At 70.3% G+C, this 20,187-nt stretch carries 14 protein-coding genes, 2 pseudogenes and 1 CRISPR repeat array; of the genes and pseudogenes, 7 read left to right on the top strand and 9 right to left on the bottom strand.

Annotation, left to right across the window (positions count from 1 at the left end; all coding sequences use genetic code 11):
- Nucleotides 1-2 precede the first annotated feature (2 nt).
- The 3 genes from B082_RS0131870 to B082_RS0131860 are packed head-to-tail and all read right to left on the bottom strand — an operon-like array spanning nucleotide 3 to nucleotide 5,873.
- Nucleotides 3-1,637 carry a nitroreductase family protein gene (locus tag B082_RS0131870; protein ID WP_018555840.1) on the bottom strand — a complete coding sequence of 545 codons (1,635 nt, stop codon included), beginning with the start codon at nucleotides 1,635-1,637 and terminating at the stop codon, nucleotides 3-5.
- A gap of 44 nt (nucleotides 1,638-1,681) precedes the next feature.
- Entirely contained in the window at nucleotides 1,682-3,595 is a 1,914-nt protein-coding gene (locus tag B082_RS0131865) for a TOMM precursor leader peptide-binding protein (protein WP_018555839.1), read from the bottom strand.
- Complete coding sequence (locus B082_RS0131860; protein ID WP_026250407.1) at nucleotides 3,585-5,873, bottom strand: TOMM precursor leader peptide-binding protein; 2,289 nt, start codon at nucleotides 5,871-5,873, stop codon at nucleotides 3,585-3,587. The genes B082_RS0131865 and B082_RS0131860 overlap by 11 nt, the downstream gene beginning before the upstream one ends.
- A gap of 119 nt (nucleotides 5,874-5,992) precedes the next feature.
- Here B082_RS0131860 and B082_RS39655 point away from each other — a divergent pair, with 119 nt between their 5' ends.
- On the top strand, nucleotides 5,993-6,250 hold the full coding sequence (locus B082_RS39655) for a hypothetical protein (protein WP_018555837.1): 258 nt from the start codon (nucleotides 5,993-5,995) through the stop codon (nucleotides 6,248-6,250).
- A gap of 7 nt (nucleotides 6,251-6,257) precedes the next feature.
- Here the strand turns inward: B082_RS39655 and B082_RS0131850 are convergent, their stop codons facing one another.
- Both B082_RS0131850 and B082_RS38735 read right to left on the bottom strand, forming a co-directional pair.
- On the bottom strand, nucleotides 6,258-8,204 hold the full coding sequence (locus B082_RS0131850) for an AfsR/SARP family transcriptional regulator (RefSeq protein ID WP_018555836.1): 1,947 nt from the start codon (nucleotides 8,202-8,204) through the stop codon (nucleotides 6,258-6,260).
- A 75-nt stretch (nucleotides 8,205-8,279) separates the two neighbouring features.
- Entirely contained in the window at nucleotides 8,280-8,504 is a 225-nt protein-coding gene (locus tag B082_RS38735; protein WP_018555835.1) for a hypothetical protein, read from the bottom strand.
- Between the two features lie 290 nt (nucleotides 8,505-8,794).
- Here B082_RS38735 and B082_RS0131840 point away from each other — a divergent pair, with 290 nt between their 5' ends.
- Nucleotides 8,795-9,802 carry a helix-turn-helix domain-containing protein gene (locus B082_RS0131840; RefSeq protein WP_018555834.1) on the top strand — a complete coding sequence of 336 codons (1,008 nt, stop codon included), beginning with the start codon at nucleotides 8,795-8,797 and terminating at the stop codon, nucleotides 9,800-9,802.
- Between the two features lie 288 nt (nucleotides 9,803-10,090).
- Nucleotides 10,091-10,730: direct repeats of the CRISPR family, unit length 29 nt; unit sequence CTGCTCCCCGCACGCGCGGGGATGGTCCC.
- A gap of 145 nt (nucleotides 10,731-10,875) precedes the next feature.
- Here B082_RS0131840 and B082_RS38495 read toward each other — a convergent pair.
- Nucleotides 10,876-11,067: pseudogene (locus B082_RS38495) on the bottom strand (DUF397 domain-containing protein); the annotation flags it as partial.
- A 7-nt stretch (nucleotides 11,068-11,074) separates the two neighbouring features.
- Nucleotides 11,075-11,910: pseudogene (locus B082_RS40165) on the bottom strand (helix-turn-helix domain-containing protein); the annotation flags it as partial.
- Nucleotides 11,911-13,433: 1,523 nt separating this feature from the next.
- Between B082_RS40165 and B082_RS38485 the strand changes: the two are divergent.
- Complete coding sequence (locus tag B082_RS38485; RefSeq protein ID WP_026250406.1) at nucleotides 13,434-13,688, top strand: DUF6332 family protein; 255 nt, start codon at nucleotides 13,434-13,436, stop codon at nucleotides 13,686-13,688.
- Between the two features lie 1,023 nt (nucleotides 13,689-14,711).
- Here the strand turns inward: B082_RS38485 and B082_RS39355 are convergent.
- On the bottom strand, nucleotides 14,712-15,155 hold the full coding sequence (locus B082_RS39355) for a hypothetical protein (protein WP_158688923.1): 444 nt from the start codon (nucleotides 15,153-15,155) through the stop codon (nucleotides 14,712-14,714).
- Nucleotides 15,156-15,434: 279 nt separating this feature from the next.
- On the opposite strand from B082_RS39355, the gene B082_RS0131820 reads away from it, so the two are divergent.
- The 4 genes from B082_RS0131820 to B082_RS0131800 all read left to right on the top strand — a co-directional run bounded on the left by B082_RS0131820 (nucleotide 15,435) and on the right by B082_RS0131800 (nucleotide 19,378).
- The gene (locus B082_RS0131820; protein ID WP_018555832.1) at nucleotides 15,435-15,971 is read left to right on the top strand and encodes a hypothetical protein; all 537 of its coding nucleotides are present in this window, start codon (nucleotides 15,435-15,437) and stop codon (nucleotides 15,969-15,971) included.
- A 568-nt stretch (nucleotides 15,972-16,539) separates the two neighbouring features.
- A complete protein-coding gene (locus tag B082_RS0131810; RefSeq protein ID WP_078622706.1) occupies nucleotides 16,540-17,856 on the top strand; it encodes an MFS transporter in 1,317 nt (438 codons plus the stop codon).
- Between the two features lie 387 nt (nucleotides 17,857-18,243).
- A complete protein-coding gene (locus tag B082_RS39350) occupies nucleotides 18,244-18,417 on the top strand; it encodes a hypothetical protein (RefSeq protein ID WP_018555829.1) in 174 nt (57 codons plus the stop codon).
- 94 nt (nucleotides 18,418-18,511) lie between these two features.
- Nucleotides 18,512-19,378, top strand: coding sequence for an aKG-HExxH-type peptide beta-hydroxylase (locus tag B082_RS0131800; protein WP_018555828.1), 867 nt, complete (start codon nucleotides 18,512-18,514; stop codon nucleotides 19,376-19,378).
- Nucleotides 19,379-19,384: 6 nt separating this feature from the next.
- On the opposite strand, the gene B082_RS0131795 is transcribed toward B082_RS0131800, so the two are convergent.
- A complete protein-coding gene (locus tag B082_RS0131795; RefSeq protein ID WP_106435567.1) occupies nucleotides 19,385-20,059 on the bottom strand; it encodes a pentapeptide repeat-containing protein in 675 nt (224 codons plus the stop codon).
- Nucleotides 20,060-20,187: the final 128 nt, after the last annotated feature.

The following is a 20,187-nucleotide window of genomic DNA, read 5'->3' as shown; positions in this document are numbered from 1 at the left end:
CGTCAGGCGATCTCGTGCCGGAAGTCGGCGGGCCGGGGGCGCTCGTTGCCGAGCGGCATGATCAGCAGGGGTGCCTCGTCGCCGTCGCCCGGGACGTCGCGGACACGGTCCAGGCCGAGCTTCTCGATGAACGAGATGTTGTCGAAGCCCAGGGCGACGCCCGCGCCGAGCCCGAGCGCGGCGGCGGCCACGTAGAACGTCTGGGCCACGGCGCCCGCCGTTCCGGCCGCCAGACGGTAGCCGCGGTCCCCGACCGCGTCCAGCACGGCCGTGGTGCGGACGGTCGGCACGAGGACGGCCCCCGCCTGCTCCAGGTTGTAGTTGGCGAGGAAGTAGTTGTCCTGGAGGAACGCCCCCTGCGGCCCCGCCTCGACGAGCCGCAGCTCGCCCGCCTCGGGGTCGTAGACGTACGCGCCCGGCTCGATGGACTCGACGTGGTTGACGAAGGCGTACATCCGGGCCTGCCGCACCGCCCCGTCCGGGTCCGCCTCGCTGGGCAGCGAGGTCCCGGCGCAGGCCGCGAGGACGGCGGAGAGCTGGTCGGGCGTGACGGGGTTCGCCGAGTCGAAGCGGCCGAAGCTGCTGCGCCGGGTGCGCAGGGCGTGCCGCACGGGGACGGCGGGGAAGACCGGGGCCGGGAGGGCGATGCGGGTGCCGCCCGCCGGGGCGGGCGGCGCGGCGGCGGCGGCCAGCGCCCCGGGGGCGGGGCGGTCCGTCGCACCCTGGGTGGTCGCGGCGTGCATGGCGAGGAGCGTGGGGAACTCCAGCACGGTGCGCGACCGTTCGGCGTCCCGGTGGCGGACGGCCGGGTCGGGTCCCGCGGGGGCCGCCGCGGCGGCCGGGGCCGGGGCGTCCCAGCGCAGCGGGACGACGGCGAACACGCCCTCCTCCTCGCCCTCGGTGCCGAGGAGGCCGTTCAGCCGGGGCTCGTCGAACCACAGCACGGGCGAGGTGACGAGGCCCCGGGCGCCCGCCCAGATCCGCCAGGTCTGCACGAGGGTGCCCAGGTCGGTGGAGACCACGTGGTAGGAGAAGCTGTTGTACTTGAACGCGTTCTGCCAGTACTTGACTCCGAGGATCAGGTACTGGTCGGTCTCCCGGGCCTCGGCGGGGGCGTCCGGCCCGAGCGCCTCCCGGACGCGGGCCGAGACGTCGCCGGTCAGCACCCGCTGCACGGCGTGCCGCTGGACGTCGTAGTAGTGGATGCCGGGGGTCAGCGGGCCGGACGGGCCGGACGCCCAGTAGATGCTGACCGGGTAGAGGCCGCCGCCGCCCGCGGTGCCCCGGGACCAGTTGGCGTGGGTGTGCAGCGGCAGCCCGGACAGGTCGCTGTTGGCCTGGATGCCGAGGCGGCGGCCGGTCAGCCCGTAGGAGTCCTTGAGCATCGCGGACAGCAGCGGGAGGGTGAAGCCGGCCGGGTCGTCCGCCGCCCTGCCGCCGTCCGGGGCGGGCAGCAGACCGCGTGCGGCCGGGGCGTCCGGGAGGCCGTCGCCGTCGGGGAGGGCGTAGGGCTCCACGCCCGGGTAGAACTTGCCCCTGCGCGGGGCGTCGGGCCAGTCGGGGACGAAGTCGGCGGGCTCCATCGGGATGCGGCCGCGGTGCAGGACGGCGTCGGCGTACTCATGGGCGTATCCCATGGGGTCGGTCCCCTCTCGGATGGGCGGGCGGAGCTGACGTGCGGTCATGGGAACGGGTGGGGTGCGGGGTTGAGTCCGGCGGGGCCGAGGGTGGTCCGCATCCGGGGCATGTGCCGGGCGCGCTGGCGGGACCAGCCGAAGTCGATGGGGAGCAGCCCCGGGACCAGCACCTTGACGGTGTGCAGTCCGAGCGCGCGCTGCTCGGGCAGGGTCTGGTCGACGACGACCACGTCGTATCCGGCGGCGGTGACGGCGCCGACCGCGCGCAGCAGGTCGGCGCGCAGGTCGGGGGTGGCCTGCGCGCCCCCGGTGTCCGGCCAGGCCAGGTCGGCGACGGCGAGCGGCGGGCGGGGTCCGGGCTGCCGCAGCAGGAAGTCGGCGTGCCGGCCCATCTCGGGAATTCCGTAGGACAGCGGGTGGTCGTGGAGGGTGGTGACCCGGTCGAAGTCGGTGGCCATGGCGCGCAGCCGTTCCTCGTCCCGCAGCGTCCGGCCGACGAGGTTGACCGCGTCGGTGGCGATCTCGCAGAGCGCGGAGTCCAGGGCGGATTCGGGGTCGAGCCCGGCGCCCGCGCCGAAGCACATCCGGCCGGTGGCGCCGTCGAAGCGTTCGGCGCAGCCGGTGACCACGGGGACGGGGAAGCTGATCCGGGTGTCGAAGAAGCGGGCCCGGTAGCCGTACATGGCCAGCCGGTCCACCATGTGCCGGGTGGCGGGGCGGGAGCTGGTCGACGGGTCGATCTCGCGCAGCGGCACCTGCCCGTACCAGGAGAGCAGGAAGGCGTCCCGCTCGATGACCTCCATCAGGCCGAAGTAGACGGCCTCCTCCGTACTGCCGCCCGAGGCGCAGCCGTTGGAGCTCTCCTGCACGAACCGGTTCTCCAGGCCGGGCGCGTGGTAGTAGGCGAGGATCTCGGGGACCGGGCGCGGGCGGTCGTCGCGGAGCGACCAGCCCCACACCCAGGGGATCTTCCGGTCGGGGGCGAACGGCCGCACCCGGGGGTTGGCCGTGTGGAACTCCTCGGCGTACAGCCCGGTTTCGCGCGGATCGACTGCGTCGGGGCCCAGCTCGTCGAGGGAGGCGGTGAGACGGGTGGTCCTGGCACGGGCCCGCATCCCGGCGTAGCGCTCCAGCGCCTCCAGGACCCCGATGCTCCGGCTGTGGGCGTACGTGTCCGCGTGGCCGCCCCAGAACGTCTCCCGGAGGTAGTCCCCGGAGCGGGTCGAGAAGCAGCCGACGGTGGCGGACGTGGTGGTGGAGGCGACGTCGCAGATCACCGAGGAACCGAGCGCGCCCCAGTGCGGGTTGACGAAGGCGTCCTCCGGCAGCCGGTAGTCCTCCACCCGCCGCACCCGGAAGACACCCGGCCGGTACGGGGGCGCCGGCCGCAGGGTGAGCGCGGCGGCCTCGGCGGTGTCGGGCCGGGGCGTGGAGCAGCCGGGGCACTCCGGGTCGGGGACGAGGGGGTGGCTGCGTACGGTCATGGCGTCCAGGTCCAGCAGATGGACCCGGGGGTACGGTCCGGGCTCCGGCTCCGCCCCGGCGAGCCCCGCCACCAGGGCGGTGACGGCGGTGACGGCGAAGGCCGTGCCGTACGGCCAGTCGCCCACCGGCCGGGTGCCGTTGCCCAGTTCGAGGCCCTCGCGCAGGGACACCGAGCGCACGCCCTGCCAGCGGCGCGCGAGACAGGTCCCGCACCCCGCGCGCCCGTCCGGGGCGGGCCACGGCCCGATCAGCACCTGGCGGCCGTACAGATGGACGGGCAGGGCGCCGTCGGCCGGGGTGTCCCCGCCCGTGGCGCCGGCCGGCGCGTACGCGTCCCGGACGCCGAGCCGCGCCACGGTCACGGGCTGCGCGCAACCGGTCTCACCGAGCGCGTCCCGCAGGGCCGCGGCGAACCGGTCGACGGCTTCGGAGGGCTCGGCCGGCCGGGGGCGTACGGCGGTCTCAGCCGGCATCGGCGGCCGCCCGGGTGAGCAGGACGCGGACGGTGTGGATGCCCGCGGTCGGCAGGTCGGCGGCGTGGGTGGGCACGACCAGGGCGTCCCGCCCGGCGGCGGCGAGGCGTTCCAGGACGCGGGTCCACCCGGCGTCGTTCCCGCCGGCCGGGGTGTCCGGGGCGGCGGGCTGTCCGGAGGTGACCGGGACGAGCGCCGGGTCCAGGTCGCGCAGCAGCGGGTCCCCGGTGTCCAGGGCGCCCGTGCCGTCGGCGGACTCCGCCCGCCCGTCGGCCGTCTGCGCCTCGCCGAGCAGGTCCCGCAGGGCGTCCACGGCAGCCGAGGCGAGGTCCGGGGCCGCGCCGACGGCCCAGAGGGCGGGGGCGGAGGTGCCGGTCGTCCTGGCGAGGACGACCGAAGCCCCGGAGTGCGCCCGCTCGCCGAGGTCCAGCAGCTCGACGGTGAGGCCGAGGTGGGCCGCCGACCGCAGCAGGAACACCGGTTCGGGCTCTTCGCCGAGCGTCTCGGGCGTGATCACGCAGACCGCTCCGGCTCCCCGTACGGCCCGGCGCAGCGCGTCGTGGGCGAGCGCCGACAGCAGGCCGGCCGCGGCGGCCTCGGGCAGGTCCGCACCGGCCCCCGCACCGGCCCGGGTGGGTTCGAAGCGCCGGTCCGCGTTGTCCGCGCCGAAGGGGCGCACCGCGCCCGCCGGCACCCGCACCGCCTCCTTGGTGAGCAGGGAGACGGCCGCCGTCCAGCGGGTGGCCGCCCCGGTCCCGCCGGTCCCGGAGGCGACGGTGAGGGTGTCCGGGTCCACGGCGGGCAGCTCCGCCGTGGCGTCGTCGGGTCCCGGCGCGGGCACCACGTGCTCGGCGTAGACCGTGGCGGCGGCGTTCAGCGCCCGCAGCCGGGCCCCGGCGGTGTGGTGGACGTCGAAGGCGGTGACCGTCCTCGGGCCGGGGGTACCCAGGCCGCCCAGGACGACCGCGCCCACCTTCAGCGGGGTCTGGGTCAGCCGCTCGTCGGCGTAGGCGGTGAACACCCCGGCGTGCGGGCGGACGAGGGCGGAGCGGCGTTCGAGTTCGGCGAGCGGGCCCTGCGCGGCCTCGTCGTCGGGGGCGGTGGCCACGGTCGGGAGGAACGCCGGGCGGGCCGGAGCGGAGGCCAGGTCGACCGGCTCGGGAAGGGCGGCCGGGAGCGCGCAGAACGGGCAGGCGGGGTGCGGCAGCAGCGGCTCCGACGCCACGTCGAAGGAGGCCATGTCCTGGATGAGCAGCCGGTCACGGGTCTCGGCCGGCAGCGCGTCGGTGACCAGGCGGAACACCTCGTAGCCGAGCAGGTTGCCGAGCATCGCCGCGAGCGGGCCCGAGGGCTGGGCGCCGGGGGTGCCGGTGCCGAGGGCCAGCCCGCTCCAGAGCCCGGCCGCCGCCGCGTCGGCCGCACCGCCGGCCGCGCCCAGCCGCAGGGCCGCGCAGGCCCAGCAGGCCGCCGCCCGGGAGGTCATGACCGGCCCGACGACGGCCCGGCCCTGGAACGTCCACGCCGGGAGCAGCGTCCGCCCCTCGGGCACCCCTTCCCGCAGCAACGACAGCACGGTGCCCGGCACATGGGGACCGGCCGCGGTGACGACGAAGTCGTACCCCCCGTACGCCGCCCAGCCGTCGCCGGCGGCCCCGGGGGCGGGCGGCTCGGGGAGCACGGACAGCTCGACGGGGCAGTCCTCCTCGGCCAGCCGGGCTGCCTCCCGGTGGACCTCCGCGAACTCCTCGGCCGTGGTGCCCCCGGAGCCGTCGACGAGGGCGGGATCGACGCCGATGGTGGCGCAGCCGTTGCGGATGAGCGACAGCACGCACCAGCGGGCCACCGGACCGTCGCCGAGCACGGCGACCCGGGTGGCGCGGTAGCGGGCGAACCGGGCGTCGGCGTCGTCCGCGTAGTGGTCGACGTAGGCGATCTGCTGGGCGAAGCGCTCGGCGGGGGCGGGGGCCGTCCGCAGGGCCGCCGATTCGTCCGGTGCCGGTACGGGGCGGGCGAAGCCGCGCGCGTAGAGGGCCTGCACGAGTTCGCCGACCATCGCCTTCTGCCGGTCGCCGAAGCCCTCGCAGATCTCCTCGACGGATCTACTGCCGTCCAGGTGGGGCACGATGAGCGTGGCGAACCGGTAGCCGGACCTGGCGGTGAGCCGGAACCCTCCGTCGGCGTTGTGGAAGATCACGCCGTCGGGTGTCTCGGTGAACAGGACGTCACGGCGGACTCGTGGCCGGGTCCCTGCGGTCTCTGTGTACGGCGTTGCTGCCATGGGTGCGTCACACCTCTTGTTCTGGGGGTGGGACGGCCGGCCCGGGGCACGGGCCGCCCTGTCCGGCTGTAGGGGCGTAGGGGGGAGTACGGAGCGGGTGGTGCCGGGTGTCATGGGCGGTGCTGGTGGTGCTGGTGGTGCTGGGGGTGCTGGCGGTGCTGGAGGTGCTCGTGGCGCTGGGGGTGCTCGCGGCGCTGGTGGTGCTGGAGGTGCTGGTGGTACTCGTGATGCGCGTGTGGTGCATGTGGTGTGTGTGGTGCATGTGGTGCATGTGGTGCTGGTCCGGGCACGGTCGGGCGGAGGCTGCCGGATCCGGGGCTCAGGCGCCGGGTGGCCGGTCCGGGGGGACACGGGGGGTGGTGTCCACAGTGCGGTGACGGGGTGTCACCGCAGGGCGGTGGGACGGGTACTGCCCGCCTGGGGTGTCTCCCCGCGCCGCGGCGGGCGCAGGAGGGCCGGGGCATGGCCGACGGAGGGGGCGGTCGCGCGCCGGGCGTGTGCGCGCAGCAGTTCGTGCATCCGGAAGGCGCCGGGGTGTTCCTCCTCCAGGAGGCCCGCGTCGAGGAGCCGTTCCATCACGTCTTCGGCCGTCTCCCACGGAACGCCGAGAACGGCGGCGGCCAGATCCGTGGTGAGCCGGCCGTGCGTCGCCGCCCCGAGCCGCAGATGCGCTTCGGCCAGCACCGGGGGGAGCCGGCCCAGGGCCTCGTCCAGGGTCAGGGGTACGGACATCCGGGGGTCGTCGGCCAGGCTGAGGCGGCCCGGCAGGTCGTGCCGGAGCCAGTCCGCGCAGTCGGCCAGCTTGAGGAGGGGCCGGGTGAGCAGCCGGGCGGCGGCGATCCGCAGGGCGAGCGGGTGGTGCCCGCACACCGAGGCCAGCAGCCGTGCGGCCGACGGCTCGGCGGCGACACGTTCCCGGCCCAGTACGGCGGTGAGCAGGGCTTCCGACTCCTCGGGGCCGAGCGCGCCGAGCCGGTGCACGGTTCCGCCGTGCGTGGCGACGAGGGCGGCCAGCCCCATCCGGCTGGTGACGATCGCGGCGCCGCCCGCGTTGGCGGTGAGCAGGGGGCGCACCTGGTCGGGGTGGACGACGTCGTCGAGGATCAGCAGGGTGCGGCCCCGCCCGGCGCCGGCCGGGGCGGGCAGCGCGTCGCGGAGTTCGGCCGCGGCCTCCTCCGTCGGGCGCGGGGTGCCGTCGGGCAGGGTCAGCGGCAGCAGCAGGCAGCCGCCCGGGAAGTCCCCGCCCACCAGGCGCGCCACGTGCAGGGCGAGCGCGGTCTTGCCGATGCCGGGCGCCCCGGAGAGCACGGCCACCGGGGCCCGCTCGGGCCCCGTACCGGGCCGCCCGTCGAAGGAGTGGCCGTCCCCGTCGGCGCCGAACAGGGCGGGGCCGGTGTCCGTCAGCAGGGCGACCAGCTCCTCCACCTGCCTCCGCCGGCCGGTGAAGCCGGGCACCGCGGGGAGGGGCGCCACCGCCGTACCGCCGCCGGGGCGGGACACGGCTCCGCCCCCGCCCGGGACGGCCGGCGGAAGCGGGGCCGGCGGGGCGGTGGGGGACACGAGCGAGACGGGGGCGTGCCCGGTGTCCGGGGCGCCCAGCTCGTCGCCCCGCAGGATCGCCAGTTCCAGGCGCTGGAGTCCGGGCCGGGGGTCGACGCCGAGTTCCTCGCGCAGGTACGTCTTGATCCTCCGGTACTCCGACAGCGCCTCCGTTTGCCGCCCGGTCCGGTACAGGGCCAGCATCAGCTGCTCGGAAAACCGCTCGTGAGCCGGGTATACGCGCGTAACTTCCCATAGATCAACAAGAGTTTCGCGGCAGCGGCCGTGTTCCAGTTCGATGTCGCAGACCCGTTCCAGGACCCGCAGGCGCTCCTCCGCCAGCCGTGGCACCTCGTCCCGGTGCAGCAGCCCGGAGGGCACGTTGGCGAGCAGCGGCCCCTGCCAGAGGGCGAGTGCGGCCCGCAGGGTGTACAGCTCGGAGTCCTCACCGGCCGTCGCGGCCCGGCCGACGAGCTGCCGGAAGTGGAGCAGGTCGAGGGTCTCGGCGTCGGCGTGGATGCGGTAGCCGCCGGCGACCGCCACGACGGCCTGGTCCTCGATGCCGTACTTGGCGAAGATCCGGCGCAGCCGGAGCACACAGCTCTGTAGCGCGGCCTTGGCCGTCGTGGGCTGCTCCTCGCCCCAGACGGCTTCTTGCAGGTGGTCGGTGGAGACGACCCGCCCCGGCCGGATGAGCAGGGCGGCCAGGAGCGCGGTCGGCTTGGAGGGCGGGAGAACCACGACGTCCCGCCCATCGGTGATGCTCAGGGGCCCGAGCAGTTGGAACAGCACCGTCGTCCGCCTTCCCGTGCACTCTCCGCGGCCCGTCGGGCCGCCTGCCTCGTAGCGCCGTCCCGGAGGGGACGACTACTGCCAGCCGAAGTCGTGCGGTTGGTCGCCCGGGGGCGTGAGCAGGGCGGCGGGACCGGGGGCATCGGTGGCGGAGTCGGAGGCGGCCGGGGCGTTCTGGGCGGTCTGGGCGTTCTGTACGGCGGAAGCGGTTGCGGCGTACGCGGGGGTCATGGCGAGAACCCCGCCGCTCAGGGCCAGGGACAGGAGAGCGGTACAGGAGAACCGGTGGAGACGCGTCATGCGGAAGCCCTTCGAACCATCGGTGGGGAGCGTTCGACAGCACCGTGAGTTTTGTACGCGAGCGACGCAACGGTGAAGGTGAGACCGGTGGACCGATGAGGCCATGGCCCCTTCCGTCCAGCATGTGGACGCCCGCATCCGTCCGTCCCGGCCACCGGGAGCCCGCCTGCCCTCGCTCACGCGCTCGTGCCATGCTCTTTACCGCAGCGTCAACGGGGTGCTGAAGAGTAGACGGCGGCGTCTGCGGAAATAACTCCGTTAAGCGACAGAGCTCCTAGCGAGGAGGGACGATGCTCGACCCTTTGGGTCTGGACGCCACGGCGGAGGTCGTCTACCGGGCACTGCTCGGCCAGCCGTACGCGTCCCTCGCGGAGCATCGCTCTCACCTCCAACTGACACAGGAGCAATTCGACGGCGCTGTCAAGGAGTTGCTCGACCTGTCCCTGGTGCGCCCGGCCGCGAACGCCGGGGAGCGGCGACTGCACGTGGTCGACCCCCGGCTGGGCCTGGAGATGCTCCTGTCCCGCCGCCGCGCCCTGCTCGCCGCCGAGCGGCAGCGGCTGGCGGACGGCGAGGCCGCCGTGGCCGAACTCCTCTGCGGCCTCCCCGCCACCCATCCCGCAGCCGGTGAGTCACCCGTGGTGCATCTGGACGGCGTGGACCACGTACGGGACTACCTGACCCGGCTGCACGAGGAGGTGGAGGAGGAGATCCTGACCTTCGCGACGGGCGGCGCGCAGACCGAGGAGAACATGCACGCCTCCCGCCCGCTCAACCAGGAACTCCTGGAGCGCGGGGTGCGGATGCGTACGGTCTACCTCGACAGCATCCACAACCACCCGCCCACGGTGGCCCATGTGACCTGGCTGGCCTCGCTCGGCGCCGAGATCCGCACCGCTCCCTCGCTCAGCACCCGCATGATCATCACCGACCACCGCCTCGCCCTGGTCGCCCTGGACGACCAGGACTCCTCGCTCGGCGCGCTCGTCGTGTCGGGTCCGGGCCTCATCGCGGCGCTGGAGGCCCTGTTCGAAAGCGTCTGGGACCGCGCCGAACCCCACGGCCCGTCCGAGAAGCCCGCTGACCACTCGCTGACCCGGCAACAACACGAAACCCTGCGCCTGCTGGCCCGCGGCTACACGGACGAGGCCATAGCCAAGCGCCTGGGCGTCTCCCCCCGAACCGCCCGCCGCATAGCCACCGGCCTCCTCGGCCACCTGGACGCCCGCAGCCGCTTCCAGGCAGGCGTCCACGCGGCCCAACTGGGGTACCTGCCGGCGGACGGGGGGCGGGCTTGAGGGGGTCGTCCCATCAACCACCGGGCGCGCCATCGACGTTGGACCTGGTCGAGACGGCGAGACGGCGAGGCCCTGGCCGGAGGCCGACCGGTTCGGTGCGCTGACATTCGCCCTGAGCCTTGGGTGCGCGCGTGGTGGGTGGGGGTGGGGAGATTGGCGCGGACGGTAGGGTTGTTGGCCGGGACTGGGCTGTCTGCCTGCTATCCGATTATTGAGGTGGATATGCCGGACTGCGCGAAAGTGGTCAGAAACGGCGCGCACGCAGCGTAAAGCCGCAGGTCACGCACCCTGCTACCCGCACGCGCGGGGATGGTCCCTTCAGGATCGCCACGGCCTGGTCCGGGGTGAACTGCTACCCGCACGCGCGGGGATGGTCCAGCACGCCGGAGCGCCTGTTGGCATGCGCCGCGCTGCTCCCCGCACGCGCGGGGATGGTCCCGCGACTGACGGCCTGTCCAGGCCCGGACAGAGCTGCTCCCCGCACGCGCGGGGATGGTCCCGAACGGGGTGACCAGCAGGAGCGCAAGCGGAGCCTGCTCCCCGCACGCGCGGGGATGGTCCCGTCAGCGCCCACGCTCCGCCTTCGAGCATCGCCTGCTCCCCGCACGCGCGGGGATGGTCCCGACCGCGGCCGGCAGGTGCCCCGCAAGGTCGGCTGCTCCCCGCACGCGCGGGGATGGTCCCGACCGCGGCCGGCAGGTGCCCCGCAAGGTCGGCTGCTCCCCGCACGCGCGGGGATGGTCCCCGGCACAGTGAGCCGCTCGCTGACAACGATCACTGCTCCCCGCACGCGCGGGGATGGTCCCTGGGCCTGGCCCAACCCGGCGCTCGGCAGCTTCTGCTCCCCGCACGCGCGGGGATGGTCCCGCGCGCTGAAGGTGATGCCCGGCGCCGCGAACCTGCTCCCCGCACGCGCGGGGATTGCCCCTGGTCTCAGTGATACAGACGACCGATATGTAGGCCGAGCGGCACATGGGCGAGGCCCGTAGACCCGGTCGGCGGAGTGAGGCGAGGTAGGGCGGTGATCAGCCCCGAGTGAGGCCCCTTGCTGGGGACAGTGCTACGGCGACCGGTCAGACGGTGCCGGCTTGGATGCCTGCGACGAACTCGGCGAAGGCATCGGCGGAGACGGTTACGACAGGGCCGGTCGCTTGCTTGGAGTCACGGACGGGGACGATCCTGGCAGCGATGGCGAGGTTGGCGGCGACCTCGACGCAGTTGCCGCCGTTCGAGCTGTACGAGGACTTGTACCAGCGGGGGGATTCCTCGTCGCGGGGCTCCCTTTCGCAACTGGCTGATCTCGGCCGCTGTCGCTGCCTGCGACAGCGCCTCGCCCTGCAGTTGATGGTAGGCCGTGAGCATGGGTACTACGAACGACGGCTCCCGGTCGACGTGACCCTGCGCTTGTGATTCGGCGTAGGCGACTACGGACCGGTCGGCGAGCGTGAGCAGGTTGACCGGCAGGTTGAACGCTCTGCGTGCGCCGATTCCGAACGGGGAGACATGGAGAACCAGTTGGGGAGCGCCGCCAACTCCTCCAGTCGTTGCAACTGGGCGGCCACGCCCTTCGGCCCGCCGACAGCCTGAAGCAGGCAGCTCTCGTCCATGACGACGAATACCATCGGTGGCCGGACCCTTACCAACGTGGCCTGCCTATCCAGCAGGAACGAGACGCGCTCGTCGACCTGTTCGGGCGTGATGGAGCCGCGTTGTAGATCACCTTCGGCCACGGCCCGCGCGTTAGCGTGGGTCTGCATCAGGCCAGGGAGGATGCCGATCTCGGACAGCCCGATCTCAACGGCTCGGCCTTCGTGCCCCACGTACTCGGGGAAGCCCTCCAACAGACTGCCGTGCTTCGTCTCGCGCTACTCACGCTCGAACGAATCGGGCGTACCTGCGATTTCGAACGTGACGTCCAGTCTCCGCGAGAACGGCAGGGTTGCCGATTTGCGACCAGTTTCGATTGCTGAGATGTGGCGCCCGGTGCATCCGACCATCGAGGCGAGGTGATCCTGAATCCAGCCGCGCGCCTCGCGCATCCTGCGTAGACGCGCACCGTAGGCAGCCTGTGGCGACGCGTCCGGATTCAGTTCCTTGAGGTTGACCAATATGTCTTCCCTGACTGCCACGTCGCTGACCTTGTGAGGCTAGGCCACGCTGAGTGCGTTTGGTAGTGAAATGGATACGGAGGGGCACGGAAGCGTGCCTGTTGAAGAGGATGGAGCCGCCCCGGCACCGGGCCCACTCCCCACCCGCACGGGCGGGGACGCCCCGCGGAAGGGCCCCGGCCTCACGCGCTACGCATCGCTGGCGGAGTTCCCTCCGTGCAGATGCGGCGCGGCCCTCTGACCGGACGCACCGCCGCAGCCGGGATCGCCGGACGGCATCCGCGAACGCGTACGAGAAACCAACAGCAGGCACGCCCGGTACCGCCTGTAGAAGCCGCGCCAGAGCGAATGCCCCCACCGAGAGGACGGAACAGATGAGTTCGACGAACAACCTGGTCGCCCGCGCGGCCGGCGGCCCTCGCGTCCGGCGACCGCTTCAGCGCGCTGACGTTCGCACTGAGCCTGCGCGTACGCGACTGCACGTACGTGGCCGCGGAGAAACGGAACGGTGCCGAACCCCACTGGTTCTACAGCCTGAACGACCGCTCCTGGGCCTGCGCCCTGACCCACGACGGCCGGGAAACCCGCATCTGGCAGCATGGCCCCCGCCACCTCTGGGACGAGGTCAGGGCCGCCCACACCTGGTGGACGACCGAGCGCCACCCGGACTGGCCCCGCTTCGGCTGCTTCCCGCACACGCGGGGATGGCCCCATCTACACCGCCCTTTTAACCGAGGAGGGGTGCTGCTCCCTGCGTGCGTGGGGATGGTCCCTACTCCGGAACCGCGTTCGGCGTCCGCGAAGGCTGGTCCCCGCACGGTCGGGGATGGTCCCTACACGCGCTACACCGAATCCGTGACGCTGCTCTGCTTCCGCACGCGCGGGGATGGTCCGATGCTGGGCAGCATCAGGGCGAACAGGCTGTTGTGCTCCCTGCTGACGCGGGGATGGTCCCAGGCCGATGGTGCCGGTGGCCGGGTGGTCCCCCCTGCTCCCCGCATTCGCGGGGCTGATCCCGGTTTAGGTAGCCTGAACCGCCGCTGCTGCCCGCCCGCGCCGGCGGGCACGCCCAACCCGGCCGAGGTCGGCGGCGTGGGACGCGACCCGGCGGCTCAACGAGCGTCGTCCCCAGGCTAAGAAGATCCTCTTCCGTTCACCGCCCCCCCCGGAGGCCTCGGCTTCATCCGCAAGGACGAATCAGGAATGGTGGCCTCGCTGGGCCGACCACGTGCTCGCTCCTACGGTCAGCGACGGGCGCCGCGCACGCACCGTCACTCGGGGAGCTGTATGTACGGGCACGGGGCGCACTGGGTCATCAGGTCCTCGACGTCGGCCTCATGCCGATCACCGGCATCGCGCCCGCCCCGGAAGTTCTACAACTCGCTGCCGTTGTGGGAGTTGGAGGGACGGATGGTTTACGGCTCGACGCGTGTCAACTCAGTTGGTTGCGCCGCCGCAGTGGGTGGGCGAGAGCGGTGGCAGAGCGAGGCGGCTGTGGATGGGCGGGGTGTAAGACTTGCGGCATGGACGCGGGACGCGAGTCACGGTGGGAAAAGGACGCGATGACGTTAGAAATCGTTTTCGCCCTGGTGACGGCCGCGCTGTTGGCTGCGGTAGTGCTCGCCGCCGCGCTGGTTCTCGTGCTGGTCTTTGGAGTCTCTGGTACGGCGCGGGACGGTGTGTTGACTGGGGGCAGGCTGGTGGGAGCGGCGACAGGAGTGTGGCGCGTGGTGCGAGTATTGCGCCGGTTCGACGCGCGACGTCGGTTGGGTCATTGACGCGTCGCGTGAGACAAGGAGGCGGCGCTCTCAAAGGCGGGATCGGTCGGCGGGTACGACAGGTCGCGTACCTTTTCTGTGTCTCGCATCTCCACGATGAGAATCGGGCCTTGGAGGACTCCACGATGGCCATGAAGCAATCGATCGAGAGGGCGCGCACGGTGGCCGGGCTGATGGGTTGACCTCGCAGCGCGCCGCTTGTGCCTGCTGTGGGAGCCTTGGGGTGGTTATGCCGGACTGTGTGAAAGTGGTCAGAAGACGTACACCCGCGAGGTAACGCCGCAGGTCACACAGACTGCTCCCCGCACGCGCGGGGATGGTCCCGACGAACACGGACCGGTGATCACCGGTCTCGCCTGCTCCCCGCACGCGCGGGGATGGTCCAAGTACGATCGGTTCGCGAGGCTGATCGAGCTTCTGCTCCCCGCACGCGCGGGGATGGTCCCCCCCGACTTCTACGAGCGCTCCGCCGACGCCGCTGCTCCCCGCACGCGCGGGGATGGTCCCAGTGCGTTGAAGCGGTTGTGGAGTCGCCGGGCCTGCTCCCCGCACGCGCGGGGATGGTCCCTGAACGTCAGAACTCGTCGGGGCCCCATCATGCTGCTCCCCGCACGCGCGGGGATGGTCCCACGTGAAGTGTTCGCACAGCCGCGGACCGACCCTGCTCCCCGCACGCGCGGGGATGGCCCCGGCGGGCATGACGCGATGCTCGTGGACCTCCTGTGCTCCCCGCACGCGCGGGGCTGGTCCACGGTACGAACTCGCCAGCAGGCGGCGTACCGTTGATCCTCGCATGCGCGGGGATGGCCCCTGGCCACGTGGATCACGGCCGGGCTGATCCCACTGCTCCCGGCACACGCGGGGACTGCTCCCACGTCTCAACACGCCGAAGCGCTCGAACCCGTCGAAGCCCTCACCCAAGAAGAGGGGAGTCAGCCAGGCCAACAAGCCGTCGCAGCCGCCTTCGAGCGGAACACCGAAGGGCAGGACGGAGTCATCACCGCCCGGCCCTGAACCCGCCGCTCAGACCAGCAGCGGGTTCACCTCCTCGGTGCAGCCAGACGCGAAGACAACCAGCCCCGGAATCGGAGGACCATCACTTCCTGGAAAGGTGAACGCGCCATCCACACTCACCGAGTCCGTGCAGTACTGCTGACGCGGCGCGTACTCGCCGGCACGAAGAACGACCGGACCCTTCCTCGGGTACGGAGTCGTTCCCGAATAGGCGTCGGTACGAATCGAGACATCGCATCCGCCTCCGGCCACTGTAGGAACCTCACGCAAACCCAACCCCCTGGCCGCCTCGTTCAGGAGGTCCAGATTCGTTCCGGCGGGCAGCGTCCTGACGTCGACGAGCCGCCCGCAAGCCACGGCGGGCGTACCGCCGGGCGCGGCACTGGATACCGGTGCGAAGACCAGACCCGCGACGAGGGCGAGAGGAGTGACAGCGAGCATGCGCTTGTTCAAGAGGGCGTCCAATCAGGTAGTTCGGTGCGACGTTGCCGTATACAAGGCTCCAGAGACCCCAGGGCAGGCGCAGACGGACACGGCAAACTCACCCGCATGAGCTAAGCCCTTGACCGGCGCGCGAACGAGAGCTTGGCGCGTGTTGGGCAACCATCCGCACGACCAGAGCGAGAGCCTGGGAACGGAGCGTGGAAGTCCGCCGCTTGAGCGGACGTACAGACCGAATCCCCGAGAATTGCCCAGAGTTGATGCATCACCATGACGCATCACCATGCAGCCGTGTCAGAGTTCATAAAGCAGCTTCCCGCCCTGCTCGGCTTGGTCATCGGTGCTCTTGGCTCATACGTGGTGGTCATGCGTGGCGATCGGGCGAGGTTCCGGCGGGAGCAAGGAGCCCGCTGGCAGGAGCGGCGGCTCGCGGCCTACAGCGATTACGCGTTGACGCTGAAGAAGACCGTCACTCTGAACCGCCGTGTCGCCGCGCATTTCGGCCACGACGGGCACCGTCAGCCCTTGCCGCCCGACGAAGCGGCCCCCCTTCTGGACGAGGCCGATGACGCCCGGTCACCCGCTGGAGAGGGGCTGCTGATGCTCGGTTCCCCTGAGGTGGTCGATGCTGCGCACCTATGGGCGCTCACAGTGGTGGAGCTCGAAGCCCTTCTTCGTGCACCGGCCTGTACCGCCGAAGCATGGTCGACCCAGCTTGAGAAGCAGCGCGTGGCGCGGGAGAAGTACTACACGTCGGTCCGTCGCGACATGGAACTGCCGCCCGGCCACTCCGGCCGCTGGCGGCTCCCGCCGGTTCAACCCTCCTGATCAAACGGCGGGGCCCTGCCATCAGTGGCCGGTTGCTCACGGCGTCGACTACCTCACGGCAGCCGTGCTGTGGTCACGGCTATCACGGCCGTAACGGCCATCACGGCGTCCCCCGGCCCGAGTTGGACCGTATCCAGTAGCGGCGCGGTCCGCCTCGGGCCGGCGGGGTCGATGGAGTCCGGCCAGCTCGGGATCATCCGTGTCGAGCCCTTGCCCCGCCGGAACGGCGAAACCCGGGGCCGGTTCAAGCCGCTGACCTCGGGCTGAGGTTTAAACGTCATGCCGAGGGCCGTGGAGCGGGACGGCTGCATCTCAGCCAACCTCTCCGCACCAGGTGTGCGGAAGTGTCTTGGTGTGAACATGTCAAGATACTGCGCACGGGCCCACGCGGGCTCATGGCAGTTCACGCGTTGAACCGGTGATCCTGCCGAAGGGATTTCACGCCACGAGTTCCAGTCCGAAGAGAGTCCGAATAGTTTTCCGTAGAGGAGAGGAGTGTGCCATCGCGAAATTTTTCCTGGTTTGCAGTCGTCGCCTGTGATAACCAGAGGAAGGTGGACTCGCGCGGATGCAAGTTGGGCAAACTGAAGATGGATCGTTGCCGATCAAGCGTCACGCGGTGAGGCGGCACCAAGGGTTTCGTCTCTACCTGGCAGGCCAGTGCGCAAGTTTATCCGGAGGCGCGGTCACTGCCGTCGCCGTACCTGCCGTTGCTATTCTTGACCTGCACGCCAGCGCAGCGCAGGTTGCTATTCTGGCGTTCCTCAGTCAATTGCCGAGCTTTCTGGTCGCTCTGCCGGCCGGTGTGTTGGCCGATCGGCACTCGAAACGCTTCCTGATGATCACCGGGGACTTGGTGGCAGCCGTCGTCCTGGTGAGTGTTCCGCTGGCTTCGGTTCTCGGCGTTCTCGGGATGCCCCATCTCTACGGCGCCGTATTCGTGCTCGGCATTGCCAAGGTGCTGCACGAGGCGGCCGCTATCAGCTACCTTCCGGACCTTGTCGACGGAGAACTGCTACAGAATGCCAACTCCAAAATTGGAGCCGCATTCTCAGTGGCTGACAGTGCGGGGAGCAATTTAGGGGCTGCTCTGGTCGCTGCGCTTGGGGCAGCTCGGTCCGTGTTCGCCGATGTGCTGTCGCATCTCGTGAGCGCCTGGTGTATCTGGCGTATCCGGGGAGGCTCCCAGCACTATCGGCTTCAGAAACACATTGGGATGGCCGAAGGGATCAGAACCGGACTGGGTTACGTTGCCCGGCATGAGATAATTCGGCCTCTGATCCTAGCATTGTCCACGCTGGGTTTTGCGCTGGGCATCATGAATACCTATCGAACCTTCTTTCTGCTCTCCATGCTCAACTGGAGTCCGGCCACCCTTGGGCTGGTAATGGGGATCGGCGGACTCGGAAGCTTGATAGGTGCCCTCCTGGCACCTCGAATCAGTGAATCGTTTGGGCCCGGGCCACCGATCATCGTCGGGTTTGCGCTTACCCCGTTGACAGAGATCCCGTTGTTGTTCGCCGACCCGGGCTTCGCTTGGCAGATCGTCCTGGCCTCGTCTCTGGTGGTGCAGCTCGCCTGTGCGGCCACTGCCGGAACCATGCAGAGATCAACACGACAGGTGTTGTGCGCACCTGAATTTCAGGCGCGCATGCAGTCCGTCAGTACGTGGCTGTCCGCCGGCTCCCGCCCGCTGGCTGCAGTCGTCGCGGGGATTCTGGTTGCTGCCTTCGGAATACGTGCAACCTTTGCTGTTGGCACTGCCCTCATGCTCGTCCCCATCGCCGTTCTCATGCCCTCGCCCATCCGCGCCCTGCGAACCGTTCCCATAGCTATTCAGCCCCGCTCGCCAGCAGGGATGGAAACAGAAGTAACTCACTCATGAATACACCGGGCGGCTCGCTGCTCATTTCGGCAGGGTGCGCTCTCCGGGTGTGCCGCATGCCCTAGTCGCTACATAGGTAACACCAGCACTGCGCACTCGCGCAGCCTGTCTCCAGAACCGGAAAAGGAAGTGGGTAACTGTAGAGCGTCCTGAACGCATGAGCAGTCGTCAAAGCTTTCACGAGATGAATTACCGGGCCAGCCAAGTCGGACACGGTCCGGTGCATTGTGCTGCCTCAAAACTCTATTCTGTCATTCAGGAAACAGTGAACTGAATGGTTTCGCATCGCGTGAAGTTAGGTATGGTCCTCTCGACGAAAGAGGAAGCCGCGAAACGCGGAGTCGATCTTTCGGTATATTCCGCTCCCCAAAGAGAAAGAAGGATCCAATGGCACCGCAGATCGCAGGCCCCATCACCCAGTCGTTCGACCAGACCGTGCTCAGCGCCGCACTGGAAGAGGTGCAGTCCGACAGCCCGTCACAGCAGTCCTTCATCGAGAGCAACGTCCAGGCGGCTCTCACCGACGGAAACTCCTGCATGATGGGCGGCTGGGCCTCCTGACCCCCTCATGACGAACTGACGTTCAGTGCGCCCGGATTCGGGATTCTCCCGTGCCGGGCGCACGCCTCAGCAGTTACTCGGGAAGGAATGTGTCATGCACTTCATGAATAACGGTCACCTGGTCGCCAGCGTCGCTCGTCTCATAAGAGCCCGCAGTGGCGCGTTGCCCAGCCTCGAAACCCTTCCGGCCGAATACAGAGAGATGGCCACGCAACTCCGGCCCCCGGGGCTGGGCGTCAGGGGAGAGGGCATCGCGATCGCGTACGAAGACAGTCCTTGGGCTCAGTACTGCCTGGGCAACGGAATCTTCACCCATATCTTCGAGGGAGCCGGCCGAACCGACTCGGCAACGCGTGAGGCGTGGCGCGTCCAGATCGATGAGGCCCTGCAACTCATCACAGACATTCACCCTGGCTTGCGGTACATGGTGGATCTACTGGTCACCGACCTGGTCGTGCTCAACAGTGGCGCTGACGGTGGTGGCAGCGCAAGCCAGTTGCCCGGTGTCGTGGTGATGAGCCCAGGTGCCGATTGGGAGACCCTCGACTACGCGATGTGCCTGGTTCATGAGGGTCTGCATCTGGGCCTCTTCGTTCTCGACAAGGTCTACGGCACATTCACCCTGCCGTCTGTAGAACTGGAGAAAGATCAATATCGCGCGCTCTCGGCCGTAAAGATCGGCCAGATGCGACCGCTCGACAAAGCGTTCCACGCTGCGGCAGTCACGGTTCCTCTGATGTATATGGAACACCGCTGCGCAAAGAGCGCTCTGGTGGACCAGTACACCAAATCTCTCGCCGACGCCTGTGATTCATTGGAGGAGCGACGCTCCTACTTCACACCGTATGGTGCCATGCTGCTCGACGAGTTGGGCGCCTTCGGCCGGAAGATCGACTTCCGATTCGTCGAGCAGAGCATCACCAGCCCTGAATTCGCTTCCTACAAGTCGCTGGACGGCTGAACGCAGCTATTCGAAGACGATCCCGGCCTCCCGCGCCAGGCTCATGGCCAGTTCCATAGCCCCGGGGCCCCGCACCACCACGCCCCGCAGCCAGGCCGCGCCGCCCACATCGGTGAGGGTGCAGTTCTCGAAGCGCACGCTTCCCGGGACCAGGTGGGCGAACTGGGCGCCGGTGAGATCGCAGTTGGTGAAGCGGACGTTGCGCATCTCGGACCGCTGGAAGTCCGCACCGCGCATGGGGACGCCCTCGAAGGCGACGCCGTAGAGCTTGCACTCCCGGAAGAGCGCGTGGTCGGCCTTGCCGCCCTCGAAACGGACGTCGCGGAAGGTGGATGACTTCCAGGCCGATCCGGTGATGCGGCTGCCCGATACGGTGCAGCGGATCAGGGACACATCGTGGGCCCTGAGTTCGGCGAAGTCGCAGGTAGCGAGGGCAGAGTCGGAGATCTGGCTCTGCCGCAGCACGGCCCCGGTGAAGCGGATGCCCTCGAACCGGCAGCCCTCGGCCTCGAACGCCTCCGCGTGTACTCCAGCGAACGAAGTGCCCGTGTAGGCGACGCGCTTGACAACCGCGTCGTCTTCGAGGGCATCCCGCCACAGCTCGGCCGGCTCCAGACGGGACTGCAGACGAGGGGCAACGGGCTCCCTCAACGGCCCGCCCTGCCGCATGACTCGGGGCATCCGTGCCGCTCCTTCTCCGCCCGGGTCCGGGCATCCGGCGTAAGAGCGGTGCAGCCTAGCAGCGCGCAGTTACCCGTGTGCCGTGAACGCGAGTGGGCGGGGGTTGTAGAGCGGTCTGACGCGGTGCT

The sequence above is a fragment of the Streptomyces sp. ATexAB-D23 genome (genome assembly GCF_000373645.1).
GTDB classification, from domain to species: domain Bacteria; phylum Actinomycetota; class Actinomycetes; order Streptomycetales; family Streptomycetaceae; genus Streptomyces; species Streptomyces castrisilvae.
Note: the sequence above shows the minus strand (reverse complement) of the source record. Positions and strands in the feature narration are given on the sequence as shown.